This window comes from Olsenella phocaeensis (assembly GCF_900120385.1).
GTDB lineage: Bacteria > Actinomycetota > Coriobacteriia > Coriobacteriales > Atopobiaceae > Olsenella_I > Olsenella_I phocaeensis.
Window position 1 is genome coordinate 1,688,067 of the sequence record NZ_LT635494.1, and the last position, 16,892, is coordinate 1,704,958.

At 67.7% G+C, this 16,892-nt stretch carries 14 protein-coding genes, 1 tRNA gene and 2 pseudogenes; 2 read left to right on the top strand and 15 right to left on the bottom strand.

Annotated features, from left to right (window positions below):
* Window positions 1-146: 146 nt before the first annotated feature.
* From BQ7388_RS08205 to BQ7388_RS08220, 4 genes and pseudogenes are all read right to left on the bottom strand, one after another.
* A complete protein-coding gene (locus tag BQ7388_RS08205) occupies window positions 147-779 on the bottom strand; it encodes a DUF47 domain-containing protein (RefSeq protein WP_072500241.1) in 633 nt (210 codons plus the stop codon).
* Window positions 780-857: 78 nt separating this feature from the next.
* Window positions 858-1,907: an inorganic phosphate transporter gene (locus BQ7388_RS08210; RefSeq protein ID WP_072500242.1), complete on the bottom strand. Its 1,050-nt coding sequence runs from the start codon at window positions 1,905-1,907 to the stop codon at window positions 858-860.
* A 172-nt stretch (window positions 1,908-2,079) separates the two neighbouring features.
* Window positions 2,080-2,781, bottom strand: coding sequence for a serine O-acetyltransferase (gene cysE / locus BQ7388_RS08215; protein ID WP_072500243.1), 702 nt, complete (start codon window positions 2,779-2,781; stop codon window positions 2,080-2,082).
* Window positions 2,782-2,905: 124 nt separating this feature from the next.
* Window positions 2,906-3,415 (bottom strand): annotated as a pseudogene (locus BQ7388_RS08220) (PLP-dependent cysteine synthase family protein); the annotation flags it as partial.
* A 740-nt stretch (window positions 3,416-4,155) separates the two neighbouring features.
* Here BQ7388_RS08220 and BQ7388_RS08225 point away from each other — a divergent pair.
* Window positions 4,156-4,977 (top strand): HAD-IIB family hydrolase, encoded by an 822-nt coding sequence (locus tag BQ7388_RS08225; RefSeq protein WP_072500244.1) that lies wholly within the window; start codon window positions 4,156-4,158, stop codon window positions 4,975-4,977.
* Between the two features lie 211 nt (window positions 4,978-5,188).
* Window positions 5,189-5,824 (top strand): class I SAM-dependent methyltransferase, encoded by a 636-nt coding sequence (locus BQ7388_RS08230; RefSeq protein WP_072500245.1) that lies wholly within the window; start codon window positions 5,189-5,191, stop codon window positions 5,822-5,824.
* Window positions 5,825-5,864: 40 nt separating this feature from the next.
* On the opposite strand, the gene BQ7388_RS08235 is transcribed toward BQ7388_RS08230, so the two are convergent.
* The 11 genes and pseudogenes from BQ7388_RS08235 to rsmA form a co-directional block, all read right to left on the bottom strand.
* A complete protein-coding gene (locus BQ7388_RS08235) occupies window positions 5,865-7,676 on the bottom strand; it encodes an ABC transporter ATP-binding protein (protein WP_072500246.1) in 1,812 nt (603 codons plus the stop codon).
* A 414-nt stretch (window positions 7,677-8,090) separates the two neighbouring features.
* Window positions 8,091-8,166, bottom strand: a tRNA-Thr gene (locus BQ7388_RS08240).
* 122 nt (window positions 8,167-8,288) lie between these two features.
* Window positions 8,289-9,212, bottom strand: a pseudogene (locus BQ7388_RS08245) (purine-nucleoside phosphorylase); the annotation flags it as partial.
* 145 nt (window positions 9,213-9,357) lie between these two features.
* On the bottom strand, window positions 9,358-10,320 hold the full coding sequence (locus tag BQ7388_RS08250; RefSeq protein ID WP_072500247.1) for a hypothetical protein: 963 nt from the start codon (window positions 10,318-10,320) through the stop codon (window positions 9,358-9,360).
* A 69-nt stretch (window positions 10,321-10,389) separates the two neighbouring features.
* Window positions 10,390-10,971, bottom strand: coding sequence for a hypothetical protein (locus tag BQ7388_RS08255; RefSeq protein ID WP_009278564.1), 582 nt, complete (start codon window positions 10,969-10,971; stop codon window positions 10,390-10,392).
* Window positions 10,972-10,987: 16 nt separating this feature from the next.
* Entirely contained in the window at window positions 10,988-11,764 is a 777-nt protein-coding gene (locus tag BQ7388_RS08260) for an NYN domain-containing protein (RefSeq protein WP_009278563.1), read from the bottom strand.
* A 206-nt stretch (window positions 11,765-11,970) separates the two neighbouring features.
* Entirely contained in the window at window positions 11,971-13,011 is a 1,041-nt protein-coding gene (locus BQ7388_RS08265; protein WP_072500248.1) for an NAD(P)-dependent oxidoreductase, read from the bottom strand.
* Window positions 13,012-13,088: 77 nt separating this feature from the next.
* Window positions 13,089-14,135 (bottom strand): DegV family protein, encoded by a 1,047-nt coding sequence (locus tag BQ7388_RS08270; RefSeq protein WP_072500249.1) that lies wholly within the window; start codon window positions 14,133-14,135, stop codon window positions 13,089-13,091.
* A 10-nt stretch (window positions 14,136-14,145) separates the two neighbouring features.
* Window positions 14,146-14,733 carry a ribosome hibernation-promoting factor, HPF/YfiA family gene (gene hpf / locus BQ7388_RS08275; protein WP_072500250.1) on the bottom strand — a complete coding sequence of 196 codons (588 nt, stop codon included), beginning with the start codon at window positions 14,731-14,733 and terminating at the stop codon, window positions 14,146-14,148.
* A gap of 141 nt (window positions 14,734-14,874) precedes the next feature.
* Window positions 14,875-15,717 carry a substrate-binding periplasmic protein gene (locus BQ7388_RS08280; protein ID WP_159430816.1) on the bottom strand — a complete coding sequence of 281 codons (843 nt, stop codon included), beginning with the start codon at window positions 15,715-15,717 and terminating at the stop codon, window positions 14,875-14,877.
* A 358-nt stretch (window positions 15,718-16,075) separates the two neighbouring features.
* On the bottom strand, window positions 16,076-16,892 hold an 817-nt coding region (rsmA, locus tag BQ7388_RS08290), incomplete at its 5' end, for a 16S rRNA (adenine(1518)-N(6)/adenine(1519)-N(6))-dimethyltransferase RsmA (protein WP_072500253.1).

Genomic DNA, 16,892 nt, shown 5'->3' on the forward strand with positions numbered 1-16,892 from the left:
GCGCTGGGCGTTGTCGGACGTTGTCGAACAGGCGAGAGACGCGCCGGACTTTGTCGCGCGAACGCGAAGACGCGCCGGGCGTTGTCGAGCGAGCGGCCGCAGGCCCGAAGCCGAGCCCCTCTCGCCCAGCCCCTGCCCTGCCTGCCCTACGCGCTCTTCATGATCACGGAGCGCACGACGCCCGCCGCGGCGTCGCAGGCGTCCAGGCAGCCCTCCATGCGGTCGAAGACGCGCATCCAGCCCACCACGTGGCCGCGACGCGCCTCGTCCAGGGTGTCGTCATGGAAGAGGTTGCGCAGGCCCTGCTCGTAGACGTTGTCGCCCTCGTCCTCGATGTTGCCCACGGCGATGGCCTTCTCCATGACCACGGAGTCGCTCTTGTAGTCGGACAGGTGGTCGAACATCACGCAGAGCTCCTTGACGGCCTGCAGGGTGAGCTCGGCCATCTGCCGCGCCTCGACGCGGGTGCCACTCATGTTGAAGAGGTCCAGACCCGTGCAGACGCCCTCGATGTAGTCCACGATGTCATCCATCTTGAGGGCCAGGTCAGAGATATCGTTGCGATCGAAGGGGGTGATGAAGGAGGCATAGAGCTCCTTCATGATCTTGCGCACGTGCTCGTCCGAGCGCCCCTCGTGGAGCTTCATGGCGGGGATCATGGTGATGGAGTCGGGGTAGCCCTCGACGAACTTCACGTAGTCCTCGGCGGTAGCAAGGATCTCGGTCGAAAAGTCTCTCAGCAGGGTGTAGAACGGGTCTTCCTTCTTGATGCGAGCCATGTCCCTCTCTTTTCTGCACGTGGTCCGTTGGTCGTTGGAGGCCCGGCTGCCGCTCGGGCCACCGGTCAATGCGTGCCCCTAGAAGAGTACGAGGAAGAGCCGGGCGAGGAGGTACCCGATGAGTCCGCAGCCCGGGAAGGTGAATACCCAGGTCAGGACCATGTCCTTGGCGATCGCCCAGTTGACGGAGCGGACGTTCTCGGCCGCTCCGGCACCCATGATGGCCGCCGTCTTGGTGTGCGTGGTCGAGACGGGAAGGCCTGTAAGCGTGGCGACGAGCAGTGACGCCGTGGCGCTGATGGACGCGGCGAAGCCCTGGTACTTGTCCAGCTGCACCATGCTCATGCCCACGGTCTTGATGATCTTCTTGCCACCCACGGCGGTGCCCAGGGCCATGACGCCGGCGCAGAGCACCTCGATCCACAGGGGGAAGCCGCCCACGTCCGAGACGCCCATGTTCGCGGCGAGCGCGATCGCCACCATGGCGGTGGACATGAACTTCTGGCCGTCCTGGGCACCGTGCATGAGGGCCACGCCCGCGGCGCCGACCACCTGCATGCGGCCGAAGAAGTCGTTGGCGCGACGGCGGTCGGCGTTCCTGCAGGCAACGGGGATCAACTTGGCTATGCCCCAGCCTGCCAGGTAGCCCAGGACGGTGGAGAGGACCAGGCCATAGACGACCTTGACCCACTCTCCCATGTTGACGCCGCCCAGGCCGCCGTGCACGGCGAGCGCGGCGCCGGTGAGGCCGGCGATGAGGGCATGGCTCTCTGAGGTGGGGATGCCGAAGATCCACGCGCCGACGCCCCAGGCCACGATGCCCACCGTCGCGGCGGCGAGCGCTATGAGGGCGGCGTGGGTGTCCCCGCCGAAGTCGACCATGCCGCTCATGGTGTCTGCCACGGCGGTGGAGATGAACGACATCGCCACCAGGCCCACGAAGTTGCAGACGACGCTCATGGCGATGGCCTCGTTGACGCCGATCGACCGCGTGCCCACGGGCTCGGCGATGGCGTTTGCGGCGTCCGTCGACCCGTTGACGAAGATGGTGCCCAGGATGAGCACCATCACGACCGCCAGGAAGGGGTTCGAGGCGAGTATCTGCAGGAATTGGGGGAAGCTGATCATGGGTCACCCTTCTGTCGGGTCAGGCAGACGCAGGCGGCGCAAGGCGGCCAGCTCAACCGCCCTGGTGACCTGGAGGTGTAACCATGCCCCAGCGGCACCAGGTCAGATTATATAGCCTCGGGACGGACCATCGCGCCAAGGACCGCAAATGCAGGGACGTCCCCGAGGACGGCTAGAGTGAGCAGGACCAACGCAGGTTCTCGTCGTCCGCCTGGGCCACCACATCGGGGACGAGCGAGGGGCGCCCGGCCTCCCAGCAGCGGTGCTCGCGCACGACGGAGGCGGGGACGCCGGCCACGGTCACGTCGTCGGGCACGTCGTGGAGCACCACGGCGCCGGCCCCGACCTTGGAGCCGTTGCCTATGCGAATGTCGCCCAGGATGGTGGCGCGCGCTCCGACCATGACGTTGTTGCCCAGGGTGGGATGCCGCTTGCCCGCATGCTTGCCCGTCATGCCCAGGGTGACGCCCTGGTAGAGCATCACGTCGTCGCCTATCACCGCCGTGGCGCCGATAACCACGCCCATGCCGTGGTCTATGACGAAGCGGCGGCCTATTGTCGCAGCGGGGTGGATCTCGACCCCGAGGCGACGGCGCGTGCGCTGCGAGAGGTAGGTGGCAAGCCTGCGCGCACCGTGCTCCCAGAGCCAGTGGTTGCGCCGGTACGACCACACAGCATGTAGGCCCGTGGCAAAGAGGGCGACGTCGCGGGCGGAGGTCGCACTGGGGTCGCGGTCGAGCACCGCCTGGACGTCCTCGCGCAGACGTCCCAGCAGCGTCAGCCGCCGCTGGCCCGCCCGGCCGACTGCGCCGCCGCCGACCGACGCGGTTCCGTCTGTGCCGCTGGCCTGGTAGCCTGCCTCGATGAGTTCCATGACGTCCCTCTCCCCTGCCCTTGCTGGCGTTGTCGTCGTGTCGCGGTCCTTGCTTGTGCGGGCCTCCCCCGAGGTCCCTGCCGCAGCTGGCGGCCGCGTGCCGTGCCGGGGCCGCTCGCGCGNCGTCCACCTTTCCGTCGGTGTCGGCCCAGACCTCGGGGCCGGTGGTCTGGTAGTGGGCACGGGGGTTGGCCGGGTTCTCGAACTGGCCGGCGACGATCGAGCCGGGAATGCTGGCACGCAGCTCCTCCGCCCAGGCGATGGAGCCCTTCATGCCCAGCTTACCGGGGGTGAGCTCGATGCGCGCACCATAGCTCGCCGCGAGCTTGCGGCGCTCGACGGACATGGTCTCGGGCATGACCAGGATCATGTGGTAGCCGCGCGCGGCGCTGAGCATGGCCAGCCCGACGCCGGTGTTGCCGCTGGTGGGCTCGATGACGGTACCGCCGGGGAGCAGGCTGCCGTCCGCCTCGGCCGCGTCGAGCATGGCGCGGGCGACACGGTCCTTCACGGAGCCGCCGGGGTTGGTGGCCTCGTACTTGCCTAGGATGGTGGCCTTGCCGTCGGCGAGGGCCGACAGGTCGACGAGCGGGGTGCTGCCGATGAGGGCATCAATCTTCTCTGCGTAGTTCATGGTTGTTCCTCTCGGATCGAAGGGGGTGCTTCTTGGGGTGGTTCCGGGGTTGTGGCGGGAATGGCGAGACAGGGGGCGACGCTTCCGCCCCCGCATACAAAAAGGCGGAGACGCACTGCGCCTCCGCCTCATATCGTTCTGTCTTCTGCTGCCGGAGCTTGTCCGGCGCGGGGTCTTCCCGGCCTATGCGCGGGCGACCCGACATCGACGTCGAGGGAGGCGGGGGAAGGAGCGACAACAGGCGCAGGTAATGTTGCGAAGCTGCTGGCTCACGTCTTCTTCCTTCCCGCCCGTGTGGGCTCGTCGGAGCGACGCCATCGGAGCGACGCCCTAATTCCTAGCGTTACAGTAGGTATTAAAGGCCGCAGCCGGTCTTGCGTCAAGCGAGAACGGCGTTCCGGCATCCCGCGCAACGCATTCGTAACAGTCGGGGTGGGCACACGGCGGACGGGCGGCGGGCGCGTGGCAGGACGGGCGTCGAACACGCGGCGGGACCCTGGGCCCTGGGACGGGTGCGCGGCGCGGGCCTTCTCCCCGCGACCTCCCCCGATGGCCAGGTCCTCAGAATTTGAAATTCTGTTGACTGGATTTCTCCTACCAGGGGTTATGCAAAGCAGGTCAACAAGATTATATTTTCTGCTGACTTCACCCAACTTCGCTCGCATGCAAACGCCATCGCTCGAACCATCCGACCCATCCAGTAGACTCAGGCGAGAAGGGAAGCGACCTCGGGAGGGAAGATGCGCGCCAAGCCCCGGCTCCTCGCGCTCGACATGGACGGCACCCTGCTCGACTCGCGGAAGCAGGTCTCGCCCCGCACGCTCTCTGCCGTGCGAGAACTGACAGGCCGCAGCGTCGTGGTGGCGCTCTCGACCGGGCGCGGCCTTGCCGAGATCGCCGACTACTCCCGCGAGCTCGCCTTCCTCACCCACGCCTCGCTCGACAGCGGCGGCCTTGTGTACGACCTGCGCGCCCGACGCGCAATCCACCGCTCGTCCATCCCCCGGGAGGAGCTCGTGGCCTGCCTCGACGCCGCGGAGGCGGAGGGCGCCATGACGCATCTGGCCACCTGCAGCCTCTCCGTCGTTCAGCGCGGGCTCATCAGACGCTGCGCGGAGTTCAACGTGGGCGTGTACCGCTCCATGTTCGAGCGAAACTACACGGAGGTCGACGACCTGCGCTCCTATGCGCTCGAGCACGCGGACGAGGTCGTGAAGGTGGACATCCACCACCACGATGCAGCTGGGCGCGACCGCAGCCGGAAGGCACTCGAGGCGAAGACGGAGCTCGTCCTTGCCGATGCCGAGGTTGGGTCCCTCGAGTGCACGCCGCAGGGCGTGAGCAAGGCGTCGGGCCTCCAGCGCCTCTGCGAGCTCCTGGACGTTCCCATCGAGCTCGCCGTCGCCGTGGGGGACGACGACAACGACCTGGCCGTGCTTCACGCCGCCGGGACGGCGGTCGCCATGGGCAATGCCAACGAGCGCGTGCGCGCCGCCTGCGACCTGGTCGTGGCAGACTGCGACCACGATGGAATCGTCGAGGTCATCGAGCGGCTCTTCTAGGTGCTCCCCATCATGCCCCGCAGGTGCTAAGGCGCGGGGCGATCGTCCGGGCGAGAGGCGCGAGCGACAGCATCCTGTGAGACTGTGAGAAATGCCGTCGAAGGAAGCCAGCCACCACGAGCAACCACCAGCACCTCTCGCTTCCGCTAAAGTTATCCAAGACTTATCCATTGAGCGCCGCCCCTGGGAGGGCAATGAGGGGAGCCGAGGCATGGGCATCTTGAAGACAATCTTCAACAACACGGCTGAACCCCGGGGCTTCTGGGGACGGCTGATGGCGCGGGGGATGAACAGCGGCCACGCCAGGCAGGCCATCTGGGGCATTGGTCTCATGGACATCCCCGCAGGGGCTCGCATCCTCGACGTGGGCTGCGGCGGGGGCGGCAACATCGCGCGACTCCTCGAGCGCGATGCGAGCTGTCACGTCACGGGGCTCGACCACTCCTCCGTGAGCGTCGCGGAGTCCCGGGCGCTCAACGCAAACGCAGTCGAGTCCGGATCCTGCGACGTCGTCCAGGGTGGGGTCCAGGACCTGGCGAGCCTCTTCCCTCCCGCATCCTTTGACGTGGTCACGGCCTTCGAGACCATCTACTTCTGGCCCGACGTCCAGGGGTGCTTCCGCAGGGTCCATGACGTCCTCGCGCCGGGCGGAAGCCTCTACGTGGTGAACGAGGAGGCGGTGGACACCTCCTCCGCCCACAGGTGGGAGGGCCTGATCGACGGCATGAGCGTCTACGAACCGGAAGACATCATCCGGATGCTCAGGGACGCGGGCTTCGAGGACGTGAGCCGCACCGACGAGACCAGGCGCAACTGGCTCTGCGTCCGCGCGAGGAGGCTGCGCTAGCCCCTCCGGGCGAGGCTGCCGGGCGAGAGGGGCGTCCCCCCTACTCCGTACCCTCCAGGAAGCCGCCGGTCTGGCGGTTCCAGAGGCCAGCGTACTCGCCGCCCGCCTCGACCAGCTCGTGGTGGGTGCCGTCCTCCACGATCCTGCCGTCCGAGAGCACGACGATGCGGTCCAGCGACGCCACGGTCGAGAGGCGATGCGCGACGACGATGGCGGTGCGTCCGCGCATCAGGTTCTCGAGCGCGCCCTGGACCAGCGCCTCCGACTCGGAGTCGAGCGCGCTCGTCGCCTCGTCCAGGACCAGGATGGGCGCGTCCACCAGGATGGCACGGGCTATGGCCACGCGCTGGCGCTGTCCGCCGCTGAGCTTGACGCCCCTCTCGCCCACCATGGTGTCCATGCCCTGTGGCAGGCGGTCTATGAACTCGAGAGCGTTCGCCTCGGCGGCCGCGGCGCGAATCTGCCCCTCGGTGGCGTCAGGCCGGCCGTAGGCGATGTTCTCCCTGATGCTGCGGTGGAAGAGCAGGGCCTCCTGGGGCACGTAGGCGACCTGCTGACGCAGGGACTGCTGGGTGCAGCGGCTCACGTCCTGGCCGTCCACGAGCACGCGGCCCTCCTGCACGTCGTCCAGGCGCAGGAGGAGCTTGGTCAGCGTGGTCTTGCCGGAGCCCGAGCGACCGACCAGCCCGACGCGCTGGCCCGCGGGGATGTGCAGGTTGAGGTCTCGGAAGACCTTGTCGTCCTCCTGGGCGTCGGCGTAGCGGAAGCCGATGTGCTCGAAGTCGATGCGGCCCTCGCCCACCACGAGCGCGCCCGCGCCCTCGTCGTCCGCCACGAGGGTGGGCTCGTCCAGGACGCGCGTCATCTCGGCCGCGTCACCCAGGGCGCGGTTGATGCGCTGCATCATGGAGTTGAAGTAGTTGAAGCGCATGGTCAGGTTGTAGGTATAGGTGAACATCATGACCAGGGTGCCCGCGCTGATGCCAAACCAGGCATTGCCGCCCGACACGAAGATCGAGACCACGAACATGATCACCGTGATGAGCGCCGAGGTCGTGAAGCCGCGACGCATGGTGGCGCGCATGTTGGCGTTCTCGGCCGCCATGGCCTCGCGGTCGGCCGTGGTGAAGGTCTGGCGCTCGAAGTCCTCGCGACCGTAGGTCTTGACGGCCAGGATGTTGGTCACGGCATCCGAGAGCACGCCCGAGAGGCGGTTCTGGGCGGTCGACGCCTGCACGGCGAGGGGAAGGATGCGCTTGTACATGCGATACGCCAGGACCACGTAGACCACGAGCATGACCATGAGGATGGCCACGAAGCTGGGGGCCACCGGCGCGAGCATGCCCACGGTGAGCACGATCGAGGCCAGCGTAGGGTACAGGCTGTAGGTCACCACGTCGACGAGGCCCGAGTAGCCCGAGACGAAGCGTGAGGTCTGGCTCACCAGGCTACCCCCGAAGCGGCTGTTGTGGAAGGTCATCGACTGGTTGGAGAGGGTGTCAAAGCAGAGGCGCGAGAGCTGGTAGTTGCCGTTTATCTCGAGCTGGTAGACCGAGAGGTCCTGCAGCTTGGAGAGGGTCTGGCCCAGGGCGTTGACCAGGAGGAGGGCCAGGATGTACGGGCCGAACACCGAAAGGACCTGATCGGGCGTGACGGGCGAGGCCTGGACGCGGTCCACTATGAGGCCCATCACGTAGGTGTTGGCAAAGGTGAGAAGGGCGGTGTACCCCACCGAGCTGACCACCGAGAGCGCGAAGGCACCGGGACGCTGGCGGGTGACCCACCAGAAGTAGTGGAGCGTGCGCCTGATGGTGCCGCGGTCATTGGAGTTGGTGGTGCTGCGAAGGCTCATGTGCTGCTCCTGCTGGCATCGGTCGGGAAGGCTCGCGCGCGAGCCTCTTCGCAGGATGCCCGTTGGGGGCGGACCTTAAGCAGGGATGTCAAAATGCATACGCGGAGGCGAGGAGGTCAGCGAGGCAGGGACGCCAGCTCGCGCACGCGGCCGTCCGCTGGAATTGTATGCGGCTTTCTCGCCTGAAAACTCGTTATCTTTGTGTACGGACTTGCATTTGCGCAGGTAAAATGGTCGCACGGATTTTGTGTTGTATGCGAGAACCGCATACAACTTCGGGTCGAGCCCAAAACCGCATACAACTTCGGGCCGGACTCCGGATCCGGGGAACGCACCGGGGAACACGTCGGGAAACGGCCCGCGAAAGGAAAGCAGGCCGGAGAGGAAACGACCCCTCCGACCTGCGACTTTACATGGAGCCAGCTATCAGACTCGAACTGATGACCCCCGCTTTACGAGAGCGGTGCTCTACCAACTGAGCTAAGCTGGCAACCCTATGACTGCCTTGCAGCAGATAGGATACTACATGGAACCCCTCGCCCTTTTCAAGCGCGAATCCCGCATTCTCTCGCTCCGGCACGCGAATCCCACCCAAGGCAGGCGCGACCTGCGCTAGAGCAGGTGCAGCACGCCACGCACCAGGCGCTCGAAGTCGTCGGCGTGCCTCTCCGCCGCCTCGAGCACGCTCTGGTGGGACATCTTGGGGTCGCCGCTCTCGTTGGACGCCAGCGTCATGCCCAGGACGTTCATCCCCAGGGCGTGCGCCAGGATCACCTCGAGCGCCGTGGAGAAGCCGGTGTACGAGACGCCCATCCCCCTCAGCATGGCGACCTCGGCAGGGGTCTCGAAGCAGGGCCCCATGACGCCGGCAAAGACGCCCTCCTCGACGGTAATGCCCAGGTCGTCCGCCACGCCCCGTGCCAGCGTGCGCAGGTAGGGCGTGTAGGCGTCGGTCATGCCCACGAAGGGGGTCTCCACGTCGCGCAGGTTGGAGCCCGCCAGGGGGTTCTGCCCCGTGAGGTTGACCTGGTCGGTCAGGATGCCCAGGCCCACATGGGCGTTGCCGGGCACGGCACCCGTGGCGCAGGCGAAGAAGATGTCACGGCAGCCCAGGCGGTGCGCATGGCGCACCAGGGCGGTGACCTCCTCGGCGCTGTAGCCCTGGTAGAGGTGGATGCGTCCGGGGTACACGACCACGGGGACCCCGTCGATGGTGCCGATGGTGGCCTCGAAGCTGTGTCCCCTCACGGGCCGGGCGTCCCTAGGGAAGCCCTCGATGTCGTGATAGTCAATCCTGCGCACGGGCTTCACCAGCGCGGCGAGGTGGCCCAGGCCGGTGCCCAGGACGATCGCGACGGGATGCTCCACGGAGGGCTTGCAGCTCTCCACAATGTCCTCGCTAACCACGCAGACTCCCTCCCTCTGGAGGAGACGGGCAAACACGCCGTCGCCCTCGACCAACGTATGGGTGTGGGTTCCATCGTAGATTACGCCGGAGCCGCAGGAGGGGCTCTTTGCCTTCAGGATGGCGAGCGGCGGCAAACCCCCGCAGGCGTCCGAGGCCTGCGACCCGGCCTCGCGCGCGGCGGNAGGGACGGGCGGGACCCGAAGGCCCCGCCCGCCAGTGGAAGTCGATGTAGACCGCACGTCCCCCGCACCTGCGCCGGGCGTGCGTCCGTCCCTACGCGTTGAGCGCGGAGATGCTGATGGTCGCCTTGCTGAGCAGGCCGTTCACGAAGTCGGTCCACTGGGTGGCGGCCGCAGAGGCTGCGGTGGAGTACTTCTGGTAGGCCACGTAGTAGGCTGCCTGGGCGGCCTCGTAGGTGGCGGAGTCGTTGGTCACGGTGTAGTCGGCGAGCGCGGTGGCATAGTCACCGTCGGAGGACTTCCAGGCGTTCGCGGAGCTGTCCCACTCGTCGCCGGCGAGGCCGATGATGTACTGGGCGTAGGCCTCGGTGGCCTCGTCCTCCTTGCCCGACTCGGGCTTTTCGGGGGCGGTGGGCTGGGTGCCCGCATCGGTGGTCACGACCTGGCTGCGGAGCTTGGCGAGGGCAGCGGACTGCGAGACCATCTTCTTCACGGTGTCGGCGTCCATGCCGTAGCTCGACGCGACGCTGTCGTAGTCGGTGGTGCCGATGTACTGCGTGGCGAAGGCGTCGCGGTCCTCGTCGCTGACCTCGATGTTGCGGCTCTCTACCTCATCCTCGAGGATCTGCGAGCGCGCGGCAGCCAGGACCTTGTCGGCGGTGGGCAGCGCGTAGCTGCCGTCGCCCTTCTTGGAGGAGTCGAGCGAGGACTGCGACGTGATGACGTCACGGGCGCTCAGGCTGTGGCTCTTGCCATTGTAGACGTACGTCGCGATGGTGGTGTCCAGCTCGGACTCCTGGAGGGTCGTCTTGCCCAGGGCGCTCCCCGAGCCCCCGCCCAGCAGGAACCTGCCCACCAAGATGCCCAGGACGGCGCAGACCACAGCGATGCCGATCCAGGCGGGCGCGCCGAGCCTCGCCAGCGCCGCGGCGGGACCTGCCTGCCCCTCCGCGGCACCCGACGCGTCCTTAGCGTCCTTGGCGTCCTTGGCGTCCTTGGCGTCCTTGGCGTCCTTGCCCTGCGTCTCGACGTCCTTCTCCTCGTTCTTGTTCGCCATACGCGAACCTCCTTGAATCCTGCGGCCGCCCTCGGGGCTGCCGTCCGTTTGCACGTCGCCCGACGCCGCCTACCTGGCCAGCGCCGCCGCGATCTGCTCCGAGAAGCTCCTGATGTAGCCCCTGCCGTTCTCCGCGTCGAAGCCCACGCGGGCGGCGAGCGCGTGGCTGGTGGCCTCCGAGAGCTCGCCGTGCGCGAAGTCCAGGAGGCAGGCCAGCATGTCACGGTACTCGGGGTCGCCGTGGTAGCACTGCACCGCCTCGTCCAGGAGCGGCCACGCCTCGTCGGACATGCGCGCGCCGGTGGCCCCGAGGCGCGCGAGGAAGCGGAAGGCCGCAAGACGTACGGTAGCCGAACCCTCGTCGAAGAGGGACGACTCCGCCCCCTCGAAGGCGTCCGTCACCGCATTGGCATCTACCTGCACCATCTCTGAGAGTGCCGAGAGCACCTCCCAGCGCGTCTGCGCCTCGGGACGCCCAAGAGCCTCGATGAGCTTGCCCACATGGGGTGTCAGGCGCTCGGGGCTCACCCTGGCAATGGACTCGATGTCGTGGGCCGCGTCCTGTCGGCTGCGACGGCTCGCCGCCGACAGCTGGTCGACGAGAACCGCCAGGGCCGCCGCGGCCTTCTCTTCCTCAGTGGATTCGGACATGCGCACTTCCCTTCTGCTACTCGGCAAAGCCGTCCACCATGACGGTGCCGCTCTTCGTATCCTGGTGAATCTCGATGAACCCCAGCTTGGACGCCTCGCGCAGGAGGTTGCTGAACGAGCGGTAGCCGTAACTGCGCTCGCTGAACTGGGGGCGCTTGCGCTTCATGGTGTCCTTGAGGCGCGAGGCGAGGACGGCGCTGTCGCTCTCGCCCTGGAGGGCGTCGATGGTCTCGAAGAGGAGCTGGTAGGCCTCGTGCCTCTCCTTGGGGACCTTCTGCGAGTAGTCGGGGACGCCTCCCTGGCTCACGATGTCCTCGTAGAAGATGAACTCGTCGCAGACCTCGGCGAGGAGGCTGCTCGTGGACTCCTTCATGCCCACGCCGATCACCGTCTTGCCGAACTCCTTGAGCTTCGAGACCAGGGGCGAGAAGTCGGAGTCGCCCGAGAGGATGGCGAAGGTGTCGATGTGGTCCTTGGTGAGGCACATCTCGACCGCGTCCACGGCCAGGCGGATGTCGGCCGAGTTCTTGCCGGTGTAGGCGCGGTCGGGGATCTCTATGAGCTCGATGCCCAGCTCGTGCAGGGGCGTGATGGCGTCGTCGAAGCGCTGCCAGTCGCAGTAGGCGCGCTTGGCCGTGATGCGGCCCTTGTCCACCAGGCGCTCGAGGATGCGCTTGACGTCGGGACGGGGGCCGGGATCCTGGTGGCCGTTGCGACGCCTCTTGCCCGTGCCAAGGGCAAGGTTCTCGTAGTCGATGAGGACCGCCATCGACCTCTGGGTCAGTTCGTTCATGTGGGGGACCTGTTCCTTTCTGCGCGATGCGGGCAGGTCTTGGGCCCGGCACGCGTGCGTGTTGGCACTAGGGGCGGGAATGCGACGCCGTCGAACGGCGCAACCCGGCCCCAACTGCCCTTTTATACCCAAAAGTCAGGCGAGAGTAACCCGGGGCGTGGCTGGCGCCCCGTCCCAGTCGCGGCAGGGCCTTCTCCCGGGCTCCCCTACTCGTGGTGATGGTGCCCGTGGCCGTCGCCGTGACCGCAGCCGCACTCCCCGTCGCCATGGTCGTGGCCGCAGGAGCACCCGCCGTCCTCGCAGTCGCAGCCGTCCTCGTCGTGGGCGGGCTGCGCCCGGGACCAGTCGAGGCCCGCCGCCGCGCCCGCCTCCTCCTCGGCATAGAGGAGCGAGAGCGCCTGGGTGCCCAGACGCGAGCCGTCCACCTGGCAGAGGAGGTCGAAGAGGTTGAAGGCGGTGTCGGTCGAGGGAAGCGAGATGCCCATCTGCTCGGCCTCGTAGAGGGACAGCCTGAGGTCCTTGAGCAGGTGCTCAGCCATGAAGCCGGGCTTCCAGTCGCCCGCGAGGGCCTTGGGCGCCAGCATGTCCATGGCAACCGAGCCGCCCATGCCCGAGCCCACGGCCTCCAGCATGGTCCGCTCGTCCAGGCCTGCCGCCTCGGCGAGGACCATGGCCTCGGCATAGCCCATCATGCAGGACGCGAGCGAGACCTGGTTGCAGTGCTTCGCCGTCTGGCCCATGCCGGCCCGGCCGAAGTAGAAGACCTTGTCAGAGAAGCACTGGAGGAGCGGCAGCACGGGAGCCGCGGTCCCCTCGTCCGCGCCCACGAAGAGCGTGAGCGTGCCGGCCTCGGCCCCCGCCTGGCCTCCCGTGACGGGGCAGTCGAAGGCGTGCTTGTCCTCGACCTCGGAGGCGTCGTGGATGTCGCGGGCGAGCTCGGCCGCGCTGGTGCTGAGGTCGATCAGGTAGGCGCCCTTCCTGCTGGCGCGGATGATGCCGTCGCTTGCCAGGTAGACGTCCTCCACGTCGGAGGGATAGCCCACCATGGTCAGGACCACGTCGGCGTCCCTTGCGGCCTCGGCGGGGCTCGAAGCCCAGTGGGCGCCCCTCTCAACCAGCGCCCTCGCCTTCTCGGGCGTGCGGTTGTGGACGGTGAGGTCAAAGCCCGCGTCCAGGACGTGCCCCGCGATGGGAGCCCCCATGATGCCGGTGCCGATGAGGGCGACCCTCTTGATCTTGTTCGTCATGCGTTCGTGCCTTTCTGGCATGGGCATGCCACCAGGCACCTCGGGCACCCGGTGGCAGCGAACCCTGCGATCGTGCGCTAGCCCTCCTCGGGGCCGCGCGCACCCTTCTTCACCTTGCGGGCGATGCGGTCGGTGAGGGAGATCTTCTCCCTCCGGTCCTTGCCCCAGAAGACCAGCGCCACCATGCCGGGCCCCACGTGCGCGCCCAGGATGGGCGACACCGTGCTATGGATGATGGTCAGGTCCTCGCAGCCCTTCTCCTTGCGAATCTGGGCCTCGAGCCAGTCGGCGTCCTTCTGGGCGTCGGTCGACACGATGCCCACCGGGAGCGACGTGTCGTGGGCGTAGTTCTCCCTGAAGTCCTGGACTATGGCGCGCAGGGCCTTCTTGCGGCCGCGGCACATGCCGCGCAGGGAGAGGGCGCCGTTGAGGTCGTACGAGAGCTCCGGCTTGATGTCCAGCTTGCCGCCCACGTTGGCCGCCGCGGGCGGGATGCGCCCACCTGCGGCAAGCGTGTCGAAGCTGTCCAGCGTGAAGTAGCCATGGATGAAGTAGCGCGCGTCCCGGGCCCACTCGTAGAGCTCCTCCGCCGTGAGGCCCAGGGACGCCTGGCGCACCACCTCGATGGCCAGAAGCTGGCCTGCCGCGGAGTCGCAGCGCCTGTCCAGCACGTAGAGCTCGAAGTCGGGATACCTCTCGCGGATCATCTGAGCCGCCTGGCGGGCGGAGTCGATGGAGCTCGAGAGCCCGGCCGGAAGCCCCATGTAGATGGTGGGCAGCCCCTCCTGTGCGGCGCGCTCGAAGACCTCGAAGTAGCGTCCCGGCGTGACCGCCGCGGTATGGAAGCGCGCGTCCGGGTTCTTGCGCATGTGCTCGTAGAACTCGTGCGGGTCCTGCTCCTGCCAGCGGTCGTCCTGGTGCTCGACGCCGTCGGCGTCCACGTAGCTGAAGGGGATCACCTCGACGCCCAGCCGCTCGGCGACGCCGGTGGCGAAGTCCGCGGTGGAGTCCATGATGATCCTGACGTTGCGCTTCTGATGGTAGGCCCTGCCCACGTTCCTCACGTCGGCCGGCGCCTCCGCCGTCTTCCCGTCCTTGGGTGAGCTCTGATCGCCCTGGCTCATGCGAACCTCGCTATGCCTCGCCGTCTTCGGTCTCGATCTTCGGCTTGATGATGCCGTACCCACCATTATGGCGGTGGTAGATGACGTTCACGAGGCCGGTCGTGGCATTCTCGAAAACATAGAAGTCGTGGCCCAGGAGGTCAGTCTGGACGAGCGCCTCCTCCTCGGTCATGGGCGTGAGGTCGACGTACTTCTCGCGCACCAGCTGGTCGTCGAGCTCCTCCCCCTCGATGAGGTCGTCCAGGTCGCCCAGGGGCGCACCCTCGCGGATGGTCTGCTGCGAGCGCTGCTTGCGGTCGATGACGCGCGTCTTGTATTTGCGCAGCTGGCGGGTGACCTTGTCCGCCGCGTCGTCGATGGCGGCGTACATGTCCTGGTTGCTGGCCTCCACGCGCACCACGTTGTCACGGACGAACACCGTGATCTCGCAGGTGCGGCGGTCGGGGTTGGAGGGGTTCTTGTCGACGCGCAGGACCACGTCGCAGCTCATCGGCTGGATGTCAAACACCTTGAGGGACTCGCCCACCTTGTCAAGAACGTGGTCGCGCATGCCATCAGAAACGGAGACCTTGCGTCCCGAGATCTTGATGTCGACCATCAGTACCTCCTCGCTTCGCGTGACTTGCGTGGGCCCTCTCCGAGAGCCCACCGTGACTCATAGATACCCCAGGAGGGGGCTCTTTGGCAGTCGCTTTCGCCAAGCGGCGGGCGCAGGCCGCGACGCCTGCGGCATCCGTCCCTACACGCTGGCCGCGTTGGAGCCGGCCTCGGCGGGAGCGGCCTCCTCGGCCGGCTCCTCCTGGACGGGGGCGGGGACGTCCCTCACCTGGCTGGTGTCACCCAGCTGGGGCATGCCGCCCAGCCAGCGCGAGCGGATGCCGTCCTCGATGCCGTTGGACTGCAGCGTGTCGAGGGCGGACTTGATGCCGCCCTGCAGCTCCGTGTTGGTGGGGAGCACGCCGATCCCCTGTGTGACGGGCGCGTCCAGCGTGCCCGCGAAGGCGATGTCCTTGCAGCCCATGGAGAGGAAGGCTCCCGAATAGGCGTCGCAGAGCACGTAGTCGACGCCTCCCGCGTCGAGCGCGGCAAAGGCCTCGTTGAGGTTGGCGAAGGTCTTCTCCTTCATCACCAGGCCCGTCGAGCGGAGCGCCTTCTGCGACACGGAGCCGTCCTGCAGGCCCACCGTCTTGGACGAGAGGTCCTCGACCTTTGCCACGCCCGTCTGGCCCTTGTGGAAGAAGGCCGTGGCGGACTGCGCATAACCGCCCACCGCGGCTGCGGAGCTCGAGTCGCCGGCACGGGTGTCCATGACCACGTCGCAGCTCTTGCCCAAGGCACCGCTCGCGCTGGGGACGCTCACGAAGCTCACCTTGAGGCCGAGCTCGTCGGCTACGGCGGAGGCGAGGTCGACGTCAAGCCCGACGAACTCCCCGCCCTCGAGTTGCGCACAGAAGGGGATGCCCACCGACGAGGACTTGAGGCCCACGGTGAGGGTGCCGGGCGTCACGAGCGCCGCGTCCGAGACCTGGGGCGACTTGGTGGCCCGGGCGGCGAGCGCCTCCTCCACGCCGGTCTTCGCCAAGGGGTCGGGAATGCCCTGGGNTGGCTGTCCGCGAGGGGCGCGGGCGCGGAGGGAAGCGCCACGGGACGGCCCTTCTTGTCGTGGAAGAGGGCCCCGTCCTCGTCGACGCCCAGCCTCTGGAGCAACTCGTCTACCGCCATGCGCGTGTCTCTCTCTTGTGGTCGTTCACGGTCGTTGCGGCCGTCCGCAAGGTGCTCGGCCACCTATGCGAAAGACAGCATTCTGTGCGAAATGCTGTCGAATTTGACGTTTTCCCAGTTGAGGTGAGAAAAAGTCAGCAAATCTCACAGAATGCCGTCTCGGCGTTGCCACCGCAGCATCGCCAGAGCCGTGGAGCCTGCCGCTGCGACCCCCAACGCTACCAGCCCAGCGCCTCCGCCAGGCGCACGAAGTCGGCGGTCGCAAGCCGCTCCGCGCGTGTGGTGGGGGCGGTGCCCGTGGCGGAGAAGGCGGCGTCCAGGCGCTCCCGGTCGAAGCCCGAGGCGCCCATGGAGTTGCGTATGGTCTTCCGACGCTGCGCGAAGGCGGCGTCAATCACGCCCGCGCACGCCGCGACGTGCTCGGGCGAGAGAGGCGTGCCGTCCGGCCCCAGGCAGGGACGGCGGTCGATGCGCACGACGGCGCTCTGGACGTGGGGCGGCGGCATGAAGTTGCCGGGACCCACCTCGAAGCGCCCCGTGACCTGGGCATAGAGTCCCAGCTTGGCCGTGTACGCCCCGTAGTCCCTGCCGCCCGGCGTGGCCGCGATGCGGTCGGCGACCTCGGCCTGGACCATCACGACCTCGCGGCGGACGCGGGGCATGTGCTCGAGCGTGCGCAGGATCACGGTGGCCGCGACCTGGTAAGGCAGGTTGCTCACCAGGAGGCGCGGCTCGGGGTCGATGCCCGCAAGGCCAAGCGCGGCGACGGCGGACGAGAGGCCCTCCGCGTCCACGCGCAGGGCGTCCCCCATCACCAGGGCGAAGCGCTCGGAGTCCCTCTCGCAGGTCTGGGCGAGCACGGGCTCGAGCGCGCGGTCGGCCTCGACCGAGACCACGGCCCCCGCCTGCCGCAGGAGCGCCACGGTGAGCGTCCCGATGCCGGGTCCGACCTCGAAGACGACGTCATCGGGACCCAGCTCGGCAAGCTCGAGGATCCTCGCGATGACCCCGTCGCTCACCAGGAAGTTCTGTCCC

Bases quoted from the DNA above. Each gene is read 5' to 3' on its own strand.
- BQ7388_RS08205 (WP_072500241.1), bottom strand. From the start codon at position 779: ATGGCTCGCATCAAGAAGGAAGACCCGTTCTACACCCTGCTGAGAGAC.
- BQ7388_RS08210 (WP_072500242.1), bottom strand. From the start codon at position 1,907: ATGATCAGCTTCCCCCAATTCCTGCAGATACTCGCCTCGAACCCCTTC.
- cysE (WP_072500243.1), bottom strand. From the start codon at position 2,781: ATGGAACTCATCGAGGCAGGCTACCAGGCCAGCGGCACAGACGGAACC.
- BQ7388_RS08225 (WP_072500244.1), top strand. From the start codon at position 4,156: ATGCGCGCCAAGCCCCGGCTCCTCGCGCTCGACATGGACGGCACCCTG.
- BQ7388_RS08230 (WP_072500245.1), top strand. From the start codon at position 5,189: ATGGGCATCTTGAAGACAATCTTCAACAACACGGCTGAACCCCGGGGC.
- BQ7388_RS08235 (WP_072500246.1), bottom strand. From the start codon at position 7,676: ATGAGCCTTCGCAGCACCACCAACTCCAATGACCGCGGCACCATCAGG.
- BQ7388_RS08250 (WP_072500247.1), bottom strand. From the start codon at position 10,320: ATGGCGAACAAGAACGAGGAGAAGGACGTCGAGACGCAGGGCAAGGAC.
- BQ7388_RS08255 (WP_009278564.1), bottom strand. From the start codon at position 10,971: ATGTCCGAATCCACTGAGGAAGAGAAGGCCGCGGCGGCCCTGGCGGTT.
- BQ7388_RS08260 (WP_009278563.1), bottom strand. From the start codon at position 11,764: ATGAACGAACTGACCCAGAGGTCGATGGCGGTCCTCATCGACTACGAG.
- BQ7388_RS08265 (WP_072500248.1), bottom strand. From the start codon at position 13,011: ATGACGAACAAGATCAAGAGGGTCGCCCTCATCGGCACCGGCATCATG.
- BQ7388_RS08270 (WP_072500249.1), bottom strand. From the start codon at position 14,135: ATGAGCCAGGGCGATCAGAGCTCACCCAAGGACGGGAAGACGGCGGAG.
- hpf (WP_072500250.1), bottom strand. From the start codon at position 14,733: ATGGTCGACATCAAGATCTCGGGACGCAAGGTCTCCGTTTCTGATGGC.